Source organism: Novosphingobium sp. NFX11 (assembly GCF_057376415.1).
The window spans coordinates 2,005,098-2,021,737 of sequence record NZ_CP080384.1 but is presented as its reverse complement, the minus strand read 5'-3'; the positions used below and the strand labels follow the sequence as shown (position 1 = coordinate 2,021,737).

Sequence of the window (16,640 nt, the reverse complement as noted above, 5' to 3'; positions counted from 1 at the left end):
GCGGCGGTTCGGGAGCGGGCGCGGCGCTCAAGCTGCGGTTCCGCCCGAGCCTTGGCCAGAGTTTTGGCCCTCACGCTTGGCAGCTTCTTCCGCGACGAGGTCTTTTTGGACAGCTTGCCTACCATGGTCTTGGGGAGCGAATCCCGGAACTCGATCGAGGCGGGCATCTCGATCTTGTTCAGCCGTTCGCGCAGGAAGTCCAGCAATGTCTCCTGATCCAGGATGTCCCCCCGTGCAGCACCACGAAGGCCTTGGGAGCCTGCCCGCGATAGGCATCGGGGATGCCGATCACGACCGCCTCGGCGACCATCGGATGCTCGTAGAGCGCTTCCTCGATGATGCGCGGATAGACATTATAGCCCCCGCAGAGGATCACGTCCTTGATCCGGTCGACGAGGAACAGATAGCCGTCCTCATCCAGATAGCCGATGTCGCCGGTGCGCAGGGCACCGTAGATGAAGGTCTTCTCGGTGTCCTCGGGACGGCCCCAGTAGCCCTGCATGATCTGCGGGCCGCGCGCGCAGACTTCGCCCTTTTCGCCGGGCGCGCAGAGGCGGGTGGGGTCGGAGGGATCGCGGATTTCCAGCGCGGTGCCGGGGAAGGCGGGGCCGCAGGCGTTGTCCTTGACCAGTCCTTCGAGCGGGTTGCAGGCGATGATTGGGCTGGCTTCGGAGAGGCCATAGCCCTCGACGACGTTCACCCCGGTCTTCTCCTCGAACTCGCGGCGTATTTCGAGCGGCAGGGGCGCGCCGCCGGAGATGCAGACGCGCACATTGTCGAACTCGCCGTGAAGCTGCTGGTGGTTGAGCGCGGTGTAGAGCGTCGGCACCCCGAAGAACTGCGTCGGCTTCGTGCGCTTGGCGGTGGCGAGGAAGGACTTCATCTCGAAGCGCGGGAGCAGGATCATCTCCGCCGCCGTGTCGACCGAGTAGTTCAGCACCGTCGTCAGCGCGAAGACGTGGAACAGCGGGAGCACACCCAGCGTGCGCTCCTGATGCTCGGGCATGTGGCCGACATGCGCGATCATCTGCGCCGAGTTGGCGGCCAGGTTCGCGTGGCTGAGCATCGCGCCCTTGGGCACGCCGGTGGTGCCGCCAGTGTACTGCAGCACCGCGAGGTCGTTGGGATGGCGTTCGACCGGGTCCGGCTCTGCATCGCGGGCGATCAGGTTGGCCCAGCGCGCATAGCGCAAGTCGTGCGGCTCATGCGCGATGTCGTGGCGCTTGAAGAGCAGGAAGGCGCGGCGCTTGATCGCGGGCAGGGCGTCGGCGAAGGGGCAGACGACCACGCGCTTGAGACAGGTCTTGCCGACCAGCGGCTCCAGCTTGGGCAGGCAGAGCGCGAGATCGGTGGCGATCATCACCTCGCAGCCGGAGTCGGTGACCTGATGCGCCATCTCGCGCTCGGTGTAGAGCGGGTTGAAGTTCACCACGACAGCGCCAATCCGCAGAACCGCGAAATAGGCGACCACGTAGTAGGGCGTATTGGGCAGGCACAGGCCGACACGGGTGCCCTTGGTGACACCAAGGTCCTGCAGGCCGCGGGCGGCACGCTTCGCAAGCGCGCCGATTTCCGAATATGTCCACTTGCGGCCCATGAAGTCGACCGCCGACCATGCTCCATGCGCTTCTACTGCATGGTCGAGCAGGTCGGTCAGAAGACGCGGCGCGATCGGCGGCATCTCGTCCGTCGTTGAGGAGGCAGTGGCGGGAGCGACCCCGCCGATCGTCGCCGCGTCGATCATTAGAAGTGCATCCTTGCGCCGAGGGAGAAGACAAGAGCGGAAGCGTCCTTCAGCTCGCCGTTGGTGATCACCGGCGTCTGCACCGCCGTGCCCGCATAGGCAGCGGTGATGCGGTCGATCGGCGCGTCCTTGAAGGTGATGTACGAAGCCGCCGCGTCGATGGTGAAGGCCGGGCTCGGCGAATAGCTGGTGCCTGCCGAGAAGTTCCAGCGGTTGCTGTCAGGCACGCGCGCGTCGCGATTGCCGTCCTGAGTTGGGGTGATGCCGCGCTGGAAGCCGGTGCGCAGGACCCACTGCGGATTGACCTGATAATCGGCGCCGATCGCCCAGGTCCAGCTGTTGCGGTAGTTCTCGGGGATCGACTGGTTGATCGGCGCGCCGATGTCGATGGTGTCGAACTCGCTCCAGCCCATGCGCACGACCTGCGCGTTGAGGGTCAGGCTCTTGCTCATCTGCGCGCGGGCGCTGCCGATGATCATCCACGGCGTGCTGAACGAAGCCTTGGCGTCGATCGTGCCGTTCTGCGTGGCGAGAGGACCGGCCAGACCTTCGAGCGTCACCGTGCCGTCCAGCTTGTGCTTGATCGAGGACTTGTACGCGAAGCCCAGCGAGACCGGGCCGTCATGGTACTGCACGCCTGCCGACCAGCCCACATCCCAGCCATTGCCCTTGAGCGTCTGGTGCCCATCCGCCAGCAGCGGCGACAGGTTGGGAAGGTAGTTGCCCAGCGTCGCATCGACATATTCGATGTTCGCCGCGCCGCCGATGTATAGGCCCTTGGCCAGTTCCACCGCGATCGAGGGCTGGATGTCGTACGTGCGCAGCTTGGTCTTGTCGGCGCTGTAGCGCGCCCAGCTGTCGGCGTCGTAGTCGGTGGTGAACGAATAGGGTGCCGTCAGCGACAGGCCCACCGCCACGCGGCCGAACCCATAGGCGATCGCTCCCGAAGGCAGGTAGCCGTTATCGATCGGGTTCTTCGCCACCGGATTGCCGCCGACCGAGGCCGGGGCCTGCAGCGGGCGCACGATCACGGTCCCGTTGTCCACGACCTTGCCGCGCGGCAGGATGGCGCTGGCGCGCACGGATGCCTCGCCGCCCTGCATGCCCGCGATCGAAGCCGGGTTCCACCAGAGAGAATCGACGCCGGTATCAGCCGCCTCGCCCGAGAAGGCGCGGCCCTGTCCGCGGACGGACTGCTCCTGAAGGTAGAACGCCTGCGCGCTCGCCGATCCGCTCCACGCGAAGGCGACGACGCTGGCCGCGCTCGCAAGGAAGATGCGGTTGTACTTGGTATGCATTCGGTACTCTCCCTAGGTAATTGCTTTTTGGCAGCTACTTAACTGCCGCGCGGCCTACTTGATCCGCGTCCATGTCTGGGTTTTGCATAGCGGCCAGACGATGCAGCCCTTGAGCTTGAGGGTGTCCGCGCCCGCCGGGGTGATCGTGGCCTTGTAGGTGCCGCCGTCTTCCGGGTTGTAGATCGTCCCGCCCGACCAGGCGTTGCCGTCCTGCTTGAAGCCGCCGAGGATCTGAAGTCCCTTGAGGCGGCGGTCGCGCTTGGATGCGTCCTTGTTGTTGATGTCCTTGAGTTCCGGGTTCTTCAGGATGTTCTCGGAAGACACCAGCTTGCCGCAGATCGAGCCGCCGCAGCGTTCGATCTCGACCACGCCGTGCTTGGCAGGCGTGCGCCACGAGCCTGCCAGCGCGCCCGCATCCGCCGCCAGCACCGGCGATGCGGCGACGATCGCAGCGCTGGAACCCAACGCCAGCGTTGTAAGTTTAAGGAAGTGCATTTGCGACCTCTCCATCTCTCTCGCCCGGATTTCTAAGCTGGAACCGTGCCCCTGACTTCGCAGGTGACGACCGATCCCGACCGGATGGACTCAGCATATCCCAAAATTTGCTTGACGTATAGGGAAAGATCTCGCACCTTAAGGGAAGACGTTCGGGAGAACGAGGATCGCTATGGATTCGGCACTCAAGCCGGCCGGGTCCGCCCATGGAGAGGAATGCATGCAAAGCGTCGTGATCGCGGGCTACGCCCGTTCGCCGTTTCACTTGGCCAACAAGGGCGCACTGGCCCGCGTCCGCCCCGACGACCTCGCCGCGCAGGTGATCCGGGGGCTGATTTCCAAGACCGGCGTGGAGCCCGCCGATATCGAGGACATCATCGTGGGCTGCGCTTTTCCCGAGGGAGAGCAGGGGCTTAATGTCGCGCGCCTGATCGGCCAGATTGCGGGACTGCCGCAGTCGGTCGGCGGGATGACGGTGAACCGTTTCTGCGGCTCCTCGATGAGCGCGATTCACATCGCCATGGGTCAGATCGCCGTAGGGGCTGGCGAGGTGTTCATCTGCGCCGGTATCGAATCGATGAGCCGGGTGCCGATGAGCGGCTTCAATCCGCTGCCGAACCCGGCGCTGGCCAGGTCGACCGCCGCTTACATCGGCATGGGCGAGACGGCCGAAAACGTCGCCACCCAGTATCAGATTTCGCGCGGCGAACAGGAAGCGCTCGCCGTCGAGAGCCAGAAGAAGGCCGCCGCCGCGCGCGAAGCAGGCAAGCTGGCCGACGAGATCGTGCCCATCGAAACCAAGGGCGGCACCGTCAGCGAAGATGGTACGATCCGTCCCGAAACCACCGCTGAAGCCCTTGCTGGCCTCAAGCCCGCGTTCGATGCCAACGGTTCGGTGACGGCGGGCACGTCTTCGCCGCTGACCGACGGCGCCAGCGCGGTGCTGGTGACCACCGAGGAATACGCGCGCGCCCACGGCTTGCCGATCCTCGCCCGCATCAAGTCGGTGGCGATTTCCGGCTGCGCGCCCGAGACGATGGGCCTTGGCCCGATCCTCTCCAGCCAGAAGGCGCTGGAGCGCGCGGGGATTTCCGCCGGTGACCTCGACGTCGTGGAACTCAACGAAGCCTTTGCATCTCAGGCACTTGCCTGCATCAAGGATCTGGGCCTCGACACCGCCAAGGTGAACATCGACGGCGGCGCGATCGCCATCGGCCACCCGCTCGGCGCGACCGGCGCGCGCATCGTCGGCAAGGCGGCCTCGCTGCTCAAGCGCGAGGGCGGCAAGTACGCGCTCGCCAGCCAGTGCATCGGCGGCGGTCAGGGTATCGCCACCGTTCTGGAGGCCGTGGAATGAGCGGCTCCATCAAGAAAGTCTGCGTCATCGGCGCGGGCACCATGGGTGCCGGGATCGCCGCACAAGTCGCCAATGCGGGCGTGCCGGTGCTGCTGCTCGACATCGTCCCGAAGGACGGCGCGAACCGCAATGCCGTGGCCGAAGGCGCGGTGGCGAAGATGCTCAAGACCGAGCCCGCGCCGTTCATGAGCAAGGCCGCCGCCAAGCTCGTCGAGACCGGAAACATCGAGGATCACCTTGAAAAGATTACCGAATGCGACTGGGTGATCGAGGCCGTCATCGAACGCCTCGACATCAAGCAGGGCCTTTACGCCAGGCTTGAGGCGGTGAAGCGCGAGGGGACGGCGGTGTCGTCCAACACCTCGACGATCCCGCTGGCGCAGCTGGTCGATGGCCGGTCTGACGCCTTCAAGCGCGACTTCCTCATCACCCACTTCTTCAACCCGCCGCGCTACATGCGGCTGCTGGAGATCGTGACCGGGCCGGATACCGACGCCGGTGTCGCCGCCAAGGTCGAGCAGTTCGCCGACGTGGCGATGGGCAAGACGGTGGTGAAAGCCAAGGACACGCCGGGATTTATTGCCAATCGCATAGGCACTTACTGGATCCAGCTGGGCCTCAACGCGGCCTTCGACCAAGGCTTGAGCGTCGAACTGGCCGATGCCGTCGCGGGCAAGCCCATGGGCGTGCCCAAGACCGGAATTTTCGGTCTCGTCGATCTCGTCGGCATCGATCTGATGCCGCATCTGCAGGCCAGCCTTACTTCGACGCTGCCCAAGGACGACCCCTACCACGCCATCGCGCGCAGCCATCCGCTTATCGAAAAGATGATCGCCGACGGCTATACCGGACGCAAGGGCAAGGGTGGATTCTACCGACTTAACAAGGAGATGGGCCGCCGTAAGGAGACCATCGACCTTGCTACCGGCGAGTACCGCGAGACCATCCGCGCTGCCGGTCCCTCGGGCAAGGCATCGCGCGGCGACCTGCGTGCGCTCGTCGAGACCAAGGGGCCGATCGGCGACTATGCCTGGGCGGTTCTGGGCGGGACGCTGGCTTATGCGGCTTCGCTGATTCCGTCGGCGGCGGACGATGTGGTGGCGATCGACGATGCGATGAAGCTCGGCTACAACTGGAAGGCCGGGCCGTTCGAGATGATCGACAAGCTGGGCGCCGCCTGGCTGGCGCAGCGCCTTGAATCCGAAGGAAAACCCGTCCCTGAAATCTTGAAGGTCGCGGGCGACAGGCCGTTCTATCGCGTCGAAAACGGCGTGCGGCAGGCACTGGCACTCAACGGCACCTACAGTGACATTAAGCGCCCACAAGGCGTCCTCAGCCTCGCCGACGTGAAGCTGGCAGGCAAACCACTGCTCCGTAACGCCTCCGCCGCGTTGTGGGACATCGGCGACGGCGTCACCGCGCTCGAATTCACCGGCAAGATGAACGCGCTCGACGGCGAGGTGATGAAGCTGATCGTCGAGGCGATCCCGCTGGTGGCAGCGAAGTACAAGGCTCTGGTCGTCTACACCGACGCCGACAACTTCTCGGCCGGGGCCAACCTCGGCCTCGCGATCTTCGCGGTGAACATCGCCGCGTGGAGCGAGATCGAGAAGCTCGTCGCCGGTGGACAGATGGCGTACAAGGGCCTCAAGTACGCGCCGTTCCCGGTGGTCGGCGCGCCGGCGGGCATGGCGCTGGGCGGCGGGTGCGAGATCCTGCTCCACTGCGACGCGATCCAGGCCCATGCCGAGCTGTACATGGGCCTCGTCGAGTGCGGCGTCGGCCTTGTCCCGGGCTGGGGCGGCAATGGCGAATTGCTCGACCGCTGGCAGAGCAATCCGATGATGCCCAGGGGGCCGATGCCTGCGGTGGCCAAGGTGTTCGAGACGGTGTCCACCGCCTCGGTATCGAAGTCGGCCGCGCAGGCGAAGGAGATGCTGTTCCTACGCGCCGACGATGCGATCACCATGAACCGCGATCGCCTGCTCTACGATGCAAAGCAGAAGGCGTTGTCGCTGGTCGATGGCTACAAGCCGCGCGAGGCCCCGCACTTCCGCCTGCCCGGCGAGAGTGGCCGCACCGCGCTGTCGATGGCGGCCGAGGGCTTTCGCAAGCAGGGCAAGGCCACTGACTACGACATGGTCGTCTCCGACGCGCTGGCGACGGTGCTGACCGGCGGCGAGGCCGATCTGGTCGATGTGGTGAGCGAACAGGAACTGCTCAAGCTGGAGCGCGAGGCTTTCATGCGGCTGGTCCGCAGTCCGCGCTCGATCGCCCGGGTGGAGCACATGCTCGAAACCGGCAAGCCGCTGCGCAATTGAAACAAGAGAACAACGGGACGCATTGGTGACTGATTACCCCACACTCGTCATTGCGAGGCCGAAGGCCGAAGCAATCCAGGGCGGTTTGCGCCGCCCTGGATTGCCGCGCGGCCCCAAGTGCTTTTGGGCCGCTCGCAATGACGAAGAGTGGGGTGTGAAGACGCAGCGTAACCCGCGAGGAGAGTGACACATGCAAGTCTATGAGGCGCCCCTGCGCGACATGCGGTTCGTGATCCACGAACTCCATCAGGACGACGGCTTCGGCAATCTGGAGGCGCTGGAGGAATTCAGCCCCGACCTCGTCGACGCCGTGCTCGAAGAGGCGGCGAAGGTGGCGCAGGAAGTCCTGCTGCCGCTCAACCGCTCCGGCGACATCGAGGGCTGCGTGCTGGAAAACGGCGTGGTCCGCACCCCAAGGGCTTCAAGGAAGCCTACGAGATGTTCCGCGACGGCGGCTGGTGCGCGCTGGCGTCCGATCCCGAATGGGGCGGGCAGGGCCTGCCCGAGGCGGTGAACAAGATGACCGAGGAGATGATCTGCTCGGCCAACCTCTCGTTCAGCCTCTACCCCGGCCTGACGCACGGCGGCACCACCGCGATCGAGGCTTACGCCAGCGACGATCTGAAGCAGTTCTACCTGCCCAAGATGGTCTCGGGCGAATGGTCGGGCACGATGTGCCTCACCGAGCCGCACTGCGGCACCGACCTGGGCATGCTGCGCACCAAGGCTGTGCCGCAGGAGGATGGCTCCTACAAGCTGACCGGCGCCAAGATCTTCATCTCGGCGGGCGAGCATGACCTGACGCCCAACATCGTCCACCTCGTTCTCGCGCGGCTTCCCGATGCGCCCGAGGGTGTGAAGGGGATCAGCCTGTTCCTCGTGCCCAAGTACCTGCCCAAGGACGACGGCACGCCGGGACCGTCGAACGGCGTTTCAGTGGCGGCGATCGAGCACAAGATGGGGCTCAAGGCCTCGGCCACCTGCCAGCTCAACTTCGACGATTCCACCGGCTGGATCGTCGGCAAGCCGGGCAAGGGCATGGAGGCCATGTTCAAGATGATGAACACCGAGCGTGTCTCGGTGGGCGTGCAGGGGCTTGGCGTGGGCGAGGCGGCCTATCAGTCGGCCGTCTACTACGCGAAGGACCGCCTGCAGGGCCGCTCGCTGTCGGGCGTCAAGAACCCGAACGGCCCGGCCGACCCGATCATCGTCCACCCCGATGTGCGCCGCATGCTGATGACGATGCGCGCCTACAACGAAGGCTGCCGCGCGCTGGGCGGCTGGGTCAGCCGCGCGCTCGATGCCGAGAAGCACGCCACCGACCCGGCGGTGAAGCAGAACGCCGAGGATTTCATCGCGCTGATGACCCCGGTGGTGAAGGCGCTGTTCACCGACCTCGGCCACGAAAGCGCCAATCTGGCGGTGCAGGTCTACGGCGGCCACGGCTACATCGCCGAGAGCGGCGTGGAGCAGTACGCCCGCGATGCGCGCATCGCGATGATCTACGAGGGCACCAACGGCATCCAGGCGCTCGATCTGGTCGGGCGCAAGATGCCCGCGCACATGGGGCGCTACTTGCGCAGCTTCTTCCATCCGGTGTCGGCCTTCGTCGAGGCGAACAAGGCGGACGCGCAGTTCGGTCCGATGATCGCCGCGCTGGAGAAGGCGTTCGGTGCGCTGCAGCTTTCCACCGGCACCATCGCGCAGAAGGGCATGAAGGATCCCGAGGAAGCAGGCGCTGCGGCGACTGATTACCTGCGGCTGATGGGGCTGGTGGCGATGGCCTACTGCTTCGCGAAGTCGGCGCTGATCGCGTGGGACAGGCTGGGCGAAGGCAGCGAGGACGCGGGCTTCTACAAGGCGAAGCTGGCGACGGCGCAGTTCTACTTCGACCGCATCCTGCCGCAGGCGACGGCAGCGTTCCTGGCGATCAAGGCGGGCAAGGCCTCGATGATGGCGCTGGAAGACGCGGCGTTCTGATGGGGAGGGGTGGGGTTGCCCACCCCTCGTTCTAAAATCCGTCATCCCCGCGAAGGCAGGGACCCATCTGATGCCGGTGCAACAGGCTCTGTCATCAGTTGGGTTCCCGCCTTCGCGGGAATGACGACGTGTAAACGAGAGTGACCTCTCATTCCCCTCCCGCTTGGGGGAGGGGCAGGGTGGGCCTCTATTAAGCCGCTACCGTCTCCGGCCGCATCAGTTCCTCGGCCATGCGATCGGCCACGACCGGCGGCGGCAGACCGTCGCTGGCGGCGGTGTCCAGCAGTTCGCGCATGCGCGGACCAATCGCCATGACCCGGCCGCGCACTTCGCTTTCGCTCTCGCCGAGGTATTCGGCCGCGACGTTGATGATGCCGCCCGCGTTGGCGACATAGTCCGGCGCATACGCGATGCCGCGCTCCATCAGCAGGTCCGCGACATGCGGCGCGGCAAGCTGGTTGTTGGCCGCACCGCACACGACCTTTGCGTGCAATGCCTCGACCGTCGCGTCATCGAGCGCACCGCCCAGCGCGCAGGGCGCGAAGACTTCGGCCTCCACGGCGGCGATGCCCGCGATCCCCATGATCCGCGCGCCGGTTTCCTCGGCGAGACGCGCGCAGCGCAGCGGGTCGATGTCGGCAACCACCAGCTTCGCGCCCGCGCCGTGGAGCAGCCGCGCCAGCCCCGCGCCGACATTGCCGACGCCGGAGATCGCCACCGTCACGCCCGCAAGGCCGCTTCCGTAGCGGAACTCGACCGCCGCCTTCATCGCCTCGAACACGCCGAGCGCGGTCCAGGGCGAGGGATCGCCGCCGGCAAGGCCCGGCAGCGCGGTGCGGCCCGCGACATGGCGGGTATGGCGCGCCACGCACTCCATGTCGGAGACGCCGGTGCCGACGTCCTCGGCGGTGACGTAGCGGCCATCGAGCTTCTCGACCGCCTCGCCGAACGCTTCGAACAGCGCGCGGCGGTCGAAGTCACCCGCCGGGCGGCGCAGCACGGCCTTGCCGCCGCCGAGCGGCAGGTGGGCCATGGCGTTCTTGTAGCTCATGCCTTCGGCCAGCCGGAAGGCGTCGCGCATGGCGGCTTCGGGGTCGTCGTAAGTCCACAGGCGGCAGCCGCCCGCCGCAGGCCCGCGCGCGGTCGAGTGGATGGCGATGATGCCGTCAAGACCGGCGGCTTCGTCGGACAGGCGGACATATTCGATCGGCGGCATCATGCGCCGGGTCTGGGCAACCATCGTCAAGGCTCCATGCGGGAGTGGTGTTAGCACCCGCATTATGCCGGGAGAGGCGAGGGCGTTCTGACCTCATTTCGACGCTGGCGGGGAAAATCCGACGCGACGAAGGTGTTCCGCTTGTGATATGCGGTGAAAATGACCGGACTTGATCCTTATGAGCGAAAAATTCTCCGCGAACTGCAGCGCGACGCGAATCAGACAACGGCGCAGATCGCCGAGCGGGTGGGGCTGTCCCCCTCGCCCTGCTGGCGGCGCATCGACCGGCTGGAGCGCGAGGGCTTCATCCAGCGCCGCGTGGCGATCGTCGATCGGCACAAGGTGGGCCTCAACGCGCATGTCTTCGTGCAGGTGAAGCTGAACGCCCACGGCCGCGCGAACCTCGATGAATTCGCCGCCAAGATCCGCGAATATCCCGAGGTTCTGGACTGCTACGTGCTGCTGGGCTCAGTCGATTTCATGATCCGGGTGGTCGCCGAGGACATCAGCGCCTATGAGCGCTTCTTCTTCGAGAAGCTGTCCCAGCTTCCCGGCGTTCAGGAAATCACCTCGACGGTCGCGCTGTCGGAGATCAAGGCGACGACCGCGTTGCCGATCTGATGGGGCCGATTTGAACGAACGAAAGGTATTGGATGTCGCACCCCCTCACGATCGAGCCCACCCCCGAGGCCCCGCAACTGACGGACAGGATGCGCCTCAAGGCCATCGTCGCGGGCTCTGCGGGCAATCTGATCGAGTGGTACGACTTCTACGTCTACGCCTTCACCGCGCTCTATTTCTCCTCCGAGTTCTTCCCCAAGAGCGACGCGCTGGTGCAGGTCATGGCGACCAGCGGCATCTTCGCGGTGGGCTTCCTGATGCGGCCGATCGGCGGGTGGTTCTTCGGGCGCTATGCCGACCGGCACGGGCGGCAGAAGGCGATGGTCGTCTCGGTGCTGATGATGGGTGCGGGGGCGCTGCTGATCGCCGCGCTGCCGACATACGCGACGATCGGCGTCGCGGCTCCGGCGCTGCTGCTGGTCGGACGCATGTTGCAGGGCTTCTCGACCGGCGGGCAGTACGGCACGGCGGCGACGTACCTCTCCGAGATCGCCGGGCCGAAACGGCGGGGGTTCTGGTCCTCGTTCCAGTACGTCACCCTGATCGGCGGGCAGCTGACCGCGACTTTGGTGATCCTGGTGCTGCAGCAGCTGCTGGGCGATGCCGGGATGAAGGCGTGGGGCTGGCGCATCGGCTTCCTGATCGGCGCCGTCGCCGCCGGGTGCATCGTGCTGTTGCGCGATCACATGCACGAGACCGCAGACGCCAAGGACCGTGAAGGCGCCGAGGCTGGAAGCCTTGCGGAACTGTTCCGCCACTCGACCCGCGCCTTCCTGATCGTCGCGGCGCTCACGGCAGGCGGCAGCCTGATGTTCTATTCGTTCACCACCTATATGCAGAAGTTCCTCGTCCTCACCGTCGGCATGGCCAAGGAGACGGCGACGCTGATGATGACGGCGGTGCTGATCGTGTTCATGATCCAGCAGCCGCTGATGGGCCTGCTCTCCGACCGGATCGGGCGGCGTAACAACATCGTCGCCTTCGCCGCGCTGGGCGTGGTGTTCACGGTGCCGCTGTTCAGCGCGCTGGCGGTGACGAAAAGCCCGGTCACCGCGTTCCTGCTGATCGCGGCGGGGCTGACGATCTGCAGTTTCTACACCTCCGTCAGCGGGCTGTTCAAGGCGGAGCTGTTCCCCGTCCATGTCCGCGCGCTGGGCGTGGGCCTCGCCTACGGCGTCGCCAACGCGCTGTTCGGCGGCACGGCGGAGAACGTGGCCTTCGCCTTCAAGCAGATCGGCATGGAACACGGCTTCTACTGGTACGTCACTGCGTTCTGCGTGGTGTCGCTCGTGGCGGCGCTTATGCTGCCGGATACCCGCCGCGAAAATCCGCTGGACCGCGTGGCTGCGGCCTAGAGCCTGCATCGTCATTGCGAGCGCAGCGAAGCAATCCAGGGCAGTCTTGCGCCACTCTGGATTGCTTCGCTTCGCTCGCAACGACGAGAAGAAGTGCAATCCAATATCGACATGCGGGGCGGTACTATATTCTGCCGTGTATAGTTATGCTGTGCACAGTGATGAACATTACTCAACATCGCATGCAATCGTGACGCCGTAGCGCAGGGCAACTTATCCGGGCAGAGTGGGTTGATGGTCACATAGGGCGCGCCTTGGGCAAGGAAGGCGTGAACCGGCTGCGGTTTTGCCGTGGTCGTCCCTTAAAAGAAAGCATCACCCATGACGGAAGGATACGGAGCGATCTCTCGGCGCGACGTTCTCAAGACCAGTGCGACGGGCGCGGCGATCGCCGGTTCGCTCGGCCCGGGCAACGTGGCGATGGCGCAGGCCCAGACCGCCGCGCCGCCGCATGCCGCCGTCAGCCTCAAGATCAACGGCAAGGCGACCCGGCTGGAGCTGGACACCCGCACCACGCTGCTCGACGCCCTGCGCGAGCATGTGAAGCTGACCGGCACCAAGAAGGGCTGCGACCACGGCCAGTGCGGCGCGTGCACGGTCATCGTCAACGGCCGCCGCATCAACTCGTGCCTGACCCTGGCGGTGATGCACGAAGGCGACGAGGTGACGACGATCGAGGGCCTCGGCAGCCCGGACAACCTGCACCCGATGCAGGCCGCCTTCGTCGAGCATGACGGCTACCAGTGCGGCTACTGCACGCCGGGTCAGATCTGCTCGGCCGTTGCGGTGCTGGAGGAAATCCGCGCCGGCGTGCCCAGCCACGTCACGGCCGACGTCTCCAAGCCCTCGCCGATGACGACAACCGAGATGCGCGAACGAATGAGCGGCAACATCTGCCGCTGCGGCGCCTACTCCAATATCGCCGAGGCCATGGCTCAGGTCGCAGGAGTAAAGGCATGAGGCCGTTCACCTATGAGCGCGCCACGAGCGCGCAGGATGCGGCTGCGAAAGTCGCCGCGACGCCGGGCGCGCGCTTCATCGCGGGTGGCACCAACCTGCTCGACCTGATGAAGCTGGAGATCGAGACGCCGACGCACCTGATCGACGTCAACGGCCTCGGTATGGATAAAATCGAAGCCATAGACGGCGGCGGCCTGCGCATCGGTGCGCTGGTGCGCAACACCGACCTCGCCGCCGATGCGCGCGTGCGCAAGGATTACGGCGTGCTCACCCGCGCGCTCGTCGCGGGGGCGTCGGGCCAGCTGCGCAACAAGGCGACGACGGCGGGCAACCTGCTCCAGCGCACCCGCTGCCCGTATTTCTACGACGTCAACATGCCCTGCAACAAGCGCAAGCCCGGCTCGGGCTGCGCGGCGATCGGCGGTTTCAGCCGTCCGCTCGGCGTGATCGGCACCAGCGACGCCTGTATCGCCACGCATCCCAGCGACATGGCGGTGGCGATGCGCGTGCTCGATGCCTCGGTCGAGACGATCCGCCCCGACGGCACCACCCGCGCCATCCCCATCGCCGACTTCCACACGCTGCCGGGCCAGACCCCGCACGTCGAAACCGCGCTGGAGAAGGGCGAGATGATCATCTCCGTCGCCGTTCCCAAGCCCAAGGGCGGCACGCATATCTATCGCAAGGTCCGCGACCGAGCCTCTTACGCCTTCGCGCTCGTCTCCGTCGCGGCGGTGATCGGCAAGGACGGGAAGGGCGCCGTCGCCCTCGGCGGCGTCGCGCCGAAGCCGTGGCGTGTCGAGGAAGCCGACGCGCTGCTGCCCAAGGGCTCGAAGGTCGTCGCCGACTGCCTCTTCGCCGGGGCCACCCCGCGCGAGGACAATGCATTCAAGCTGACCCTCGCCCAGCGCACCATCGCGGCGGTTCTTGCGGAGGCAAAAGCATGAAGTTCGACCAACCCGCAGGGACCAACCCGATCGACCGCATGAAGGTCGTCGGCAAGCCCACCACGCGCATCGACGGCCCGCTCAAGGTCACCGGCCACGCGCCTTACGCCTACGAGCATCAGGAACTGCCGGGGAAACCGGCTTACGGCTACGTCGTCGGCTCGGCGGTGGCGAAGGGCACGATCCGCTCGATGGACACCTCCCGCGCCGAACGCGCGCCGGGCGTGGTCGCCGTAGTCACGCACCGCAACGCGGGCAAGATCGCCAAGGGCAACTTCAACACCGCGATGCTGCTCGGCGGCCCGAAGATCCAGCACTACCACCAGGCCATCGCCGTGGTCGTCGCCGAAACCTTCGAGCAGGCCCGCTCCGCCGCCGCGCTGATCGACGTCGATTATGCGCGCGACGGGGGCGCCTTCGACCTCGCCGCCGCCAAGGTGGATGCGCCGGACGCCACCGGCTCCGACGCGCCGACCGCCGTGGGCGACTTCGCGGGAGCCTTCGCCGCCGCGCCGGTGCAGCTCGACCAGATGTACACCACGCCCGACCAGAGCCACGCGATGATGGAGCCGCATGCCACCATTGCCGCGTGGGAGGGCGACAAGCTCACGGTCTGGAGCGCCAACCAAATGGTCGCGTGGGGTGCGGGCGACCTTGCCCGCACGCTCCAGATTCCCCTGAGAACGTGCGCCTGATCGCGCCCTACATCGGCGGCGGCTTCGGCGGTAAGCTGTTCCTGCGCTCGGACGTGCTCATGGCCTCGCTCGGCGCGAAGGCGGCAAAGCGTCCGGTCAAGGTCGCGCTGACGCGTCCGTTCATGGGCAACAACACCACGCACCGGCCCGCGACGATCCAGCGCATCCGCCTCGGCGCGACGAAGGACGGCAAGCTGACCGCCATCGGTCACGAAAGCTGGTCGGGCGATCTCGAAGGCGGCGGCCCGGAAAGCGCCACGCAGCAGACCAAGCTGCTCTACGCGGGCGCCAACCGCATGACCGCGCTGCGTCTCGCCGTGCTCGACCTGCCCGAAGGCAACGCCATGCGCGCGCCGGGCGAGGCGCCCGGCCTGATGGCGCTGGAAATCGCCGTCGACGAACTGGCCGAGAAGCTGGGCATGGACCCGGTTAAACTGCGCGTCATCAACGATACCCAGGTCGATCCGGAGAAGCCCGAACGCCCGTTCTCGCAGCGCAACCTCGTGCGCTGTCTGGAGGAGGGCGCCGAGCGCTTCGGCTGGGCGCGCCGCAAGGCTCCGGGCCAGGTGCAGGACGGCCGCTGGCTGATCGGCATGGGCGTGGCGGCGGCGTTCCGCAACAACCTCAACATGAAGTCCGGCGCGCGCGTCCGCCTCAGCCCCTCGGGACAGGTCACGGTCGAGACCGACATGACCGACATCGGCACCGGCACCTACACCATCATGGCGCAGACCGCGGCCGAGATGATGGGCGTGCCGCTCGCCAAGGTGACGGTGAAGCTGGGCGATTCCTCGTTCCCGGTCTCGGCCGGATCGGGCGGGCAGTGGGGGCGAACTCCTCGACGGCGGGGCTCTATGCCGCCTGCGTCAAGCTGCGCGAGGCGATCGTCAGCAAGCTGGGCCTCGGGCCGGGCGAGGCGGTGTTCGAGAACGGACAGGTCCATGTCGGCAACCGCGTCGCGGACATTGCCGCTGCGGCCAAGGGCGGCGAGATCGTGGTCGAGGACTCGATCGAGTTCGGCGATCTCGGCAAGAAGTTCCAGCAGTCCACCTTCGGCGCGCACTTCGTCGAGGTGGCGGTGGACCGCTACACCGGCGAGACGCGCGTGCGGCGCATGCTGGCGGTCTGCGCGGCGGGCCGCATCCTCAACCCCACGGCGGCGCGCAGCCAGGTGATCGGCGCGATGACCATGGGCGTGGGCGGCGCGCTGATGGAGGAACTGGCGGTCGACAAGCGCTTCGGCTTCTTCGTCAACCACGACCTTGCGGGTTACGAAGTGCCGGTCCATGCCGACATTCCGCATCAGGAGGTCGTGTTCCTCGACGAGGCGGACGACAAGGTCTCTCCCATGAAGGCCAAGGGCGTGGGCGAACTGGGCCTGTGCGGCGTCGGCGCGGCGGTGGCGAACGCGATCTACAACGCCACCGGCGTGCGCGTACGCGACTATCCGATCACGCTGGACAAGCACCTCGACAAGCTGGGCGAAGTGGTCTGAGCCTTTAGCCACTCTTCGTCATTGCGAGCGAAGCGAAGCAACCCAGGGCGGCGTAGTGCTGCCCTGGGTTGCTTCGCTTCGCTCGCAATGACGGGAAAGATGAGAAAATTTGGCAGCGGGCGACTTCCGGTCCTAGAATGCCACCCTCCTCGTATT

At 66.3% G+C, this 16,640-nt stretch carries 9 protein-coding genes and 3 pseudogenes; 8 read left to right on the top strand and 4 right to left on the bottom strand.

Features of this window, described 5'->3' with window-relative positions:
* Positions 1-27 precede the first annotated feature (27 nt).
* The 3 genes and pseudogenes from KZO24_RS10275 to KZO24_RS10265 form a co-directional block, all read right to left on the bottom strand.
* A pseudogene (locus tag KZO24_RS10275) lies at positions 28-1,744 on the bottom strand (long-chain-fatty-acid--CoA ligase).
* Entirely contained in the window at positions 1,744-3,042 is a 1,299-nt protein-coding gene (locus KZO24_RS10270; RefSeq protein WP_271181825.1) for an OmpP1/FadL family transporter, read from the bottom strand. Before KZO24_RS10270 ends, KZO24_RS10275 begins: the two are co-directional and overlap by 1 nt.
* Before the next feature lie 54 nt (positions 3,043-3,096).
* Entirely contained in the window at positions 3,097-3,537 is a 441-nt protein-coding gene (locus KZO24_RS10265) for a DUF2147 domain-containing protein (RefSeq protein WP_271181824.1), read from the bottom strand.
* 220 nt (positions 3,538-3,757) lie between these two features.
* Here KZO24_RS10265 and KZO24_RS10260 point away from each other — a divergent pair, with 220 nt between their 5' ends.
* From KZO24_RS10260 to KZO24_RS10250, 3 genes and pseudogenes are all read left to right on the top strand, one after another.
* Positions 3,758-4,894, top strand: coding sequence for a thiolase family protein (locus KZO24_RS10260; protein WP_271181823.1), 1,137 nt, complete (start codon positions 3,758-3,760; stop codon positions 4,892-4,894).
* Entirely contained in the window at positions 4,891-7,215 is a 2,325-nt protein-coding gene (locus tag KZO24_RS10255) for a 3-hydroxyacyl-CoA dehydrogenase/enoyl-CoA hydratase family protein (protein WP_271181822.1), read from the top strand. Before KZO24_RS10260 ends, KZO24_RS10255 begins: the two co-directional genes overlap by 4 nt.
* A gap of 190 nt (positions 7,216-7,405) precedes the next feature.
* Positions 7,406-9,195: pseudogene (locus tag KZO24_RS10250) on the top strand (acyl-CoA dehydrogenase C-terminal domain-containing protein).
* A gap of 190 nt (positions 9,196-9,385) precedes the next feature.
* Here the strand turns inward: KZO24_RS10250 and KZO24_RS10245 are convergent.
* Positions 9,386-10,435 carry a Leu/Phe/Val dehydrogenase gene (locus KZO24_RS10245; protein ID WP_271181820.1) on the bottom strand — a complete coding sequence of 350 codons (1,050 nt, stop codon included), beginning with the start codon at positions 10,433-10,435 and terminating at the stop codon, positions 9,386-9,388.
* Between the two features lie 135 nt (positions 10,436-10,570).
* On the opposite strand from KZO24_RS10245, the gene KZO24_RS10240 reads away from it, so the two are divergent.
* The 5 genes and pseudogenes from KZO24_RS10240 (at position 10,571) to paoC (ending at position 16,484) form a co-directional block, all read left to right on the top strand.
* Positions 10,571-11,032: an Lrp/AsnC family transcriptional regulator gene (locus KZO24_RS10240; RefSeq protein WP_008832262.1), complete on the top strand. Its 462-nt coding sequence runs from the start codon at positions 10,571-10,573 to the stop codon at positions 11,030-11,032.
* A 32-nt stretch (positions 11,033-11,064) separates the two neighbouring features.
* Positions 11,065-12,387 (top strand): MFS transporter, encoded by a 1,323-nt coding sequence (locus tag KZO24_RS10235; protein WP_271181819.1) that lies wholly within the window; start codon positions 11,065-11,067, stop codon positions 12,385-12,387.
* A gap of 321 nt (positions 12,388-12,708) precedes the next feature.
* Positions 12,709-13,347 carry an aldehyde dehydrogenase iron-sulfur subunit PaoA gene (gene paoA / locus KZO24_RS10230; protein WP_008832260.1) on the top strand — a complete coding sequence of 213 codons (639 nt, stop codon included), beginning with the start codon at positions 12,709-12,711 and terminating at the stop codon, positions 13,345-13,347.
* Entirely contained in the window at positions 13,344-14,294 is a 951-nt protein-coding gene (locus tag KZO24_RS10225; protein ID WP_271181818.1) for an FAD binding domain-containing protein, read from the top strand. The genes paoA and KZO24_RS10225 overlap by 4 nt, the downstream gene beginning before the upstream one ends.
* A pseudogene (gene paoC / locus KZO24_RS10220) lies at positions 14,291-16,484 on the top strand (aldehyde oxidoreductase molybdenum-binding subunit PaoC). Before KZO24_RS10225 ends, paoC begins: the two are co-directional and overlap by 4 nt.
* Positions 16,485-16,640 lie beyond the last annotated feature (156 nt).

Coding starts and splice junctions, on each gene's coding strand:
- KZO24_RS10245 (WP_271181820.1), bottom strand. CDS start 10,435: ATGGTTGCCCAGACCCGGCGCATGATGCCGCCGATCGAATATGTCCGC.
- paoA (WP_008832260.1), top strand. CDS start 12,709: ATGACGGAAGGATACGGAGCGATCTCTCGGCGCGACGTTCTCAAGACC.
- KZO24_RS10235 (WP_271181819.1), top strand. CDS start 11,065: ATGTCGCACCCCCTCACGATCGAGCCCACCCCCGAGGCCCCGCAACTG.
- KZO24_RS10255 (WP_271181822.1), top strand. CDS start 4,891: ATGAGCGGCTCCATCAAGAAAGTCTGCGTCATCGGCGCGGGCACCATG.
- KZO24_RS10240 (WP_008832262.1), top strand. CDS start 10,571: ATGACCGGACTTGATCCTTATGAGCGAAAAATTCTCCGCGAACTGCAG.
- KZO24_RS10265 (WP_271181824.1), bottom strand. CDS start 3,537: ATGCACTTCCTTAAACTTACAACGCTGGCGTTGGGTTCCAGCGCTGCG.
- KZO24_RS10260 (WP_271181823.1), top strand. CDS start 3,758: ATGCAAAGCGTCGTGATCGCGGGCTACGCCCGTTCGCCGTTTCACTTG.
- KZO24_RS10270 (WP_271181825.1), bottom strand. CDS start 3,042: ATGCATACCAAGTACAACCGCATCTTCCTTGCGAGCGCGGCCAGCGTC.
- KZO24_RS10225 (WP_271181818.1), top strand. CDS start 13,344: ATGAGGCCGTTCACCTATGAGCGCGCCACGAGCGCGCAGGATGCGGCT.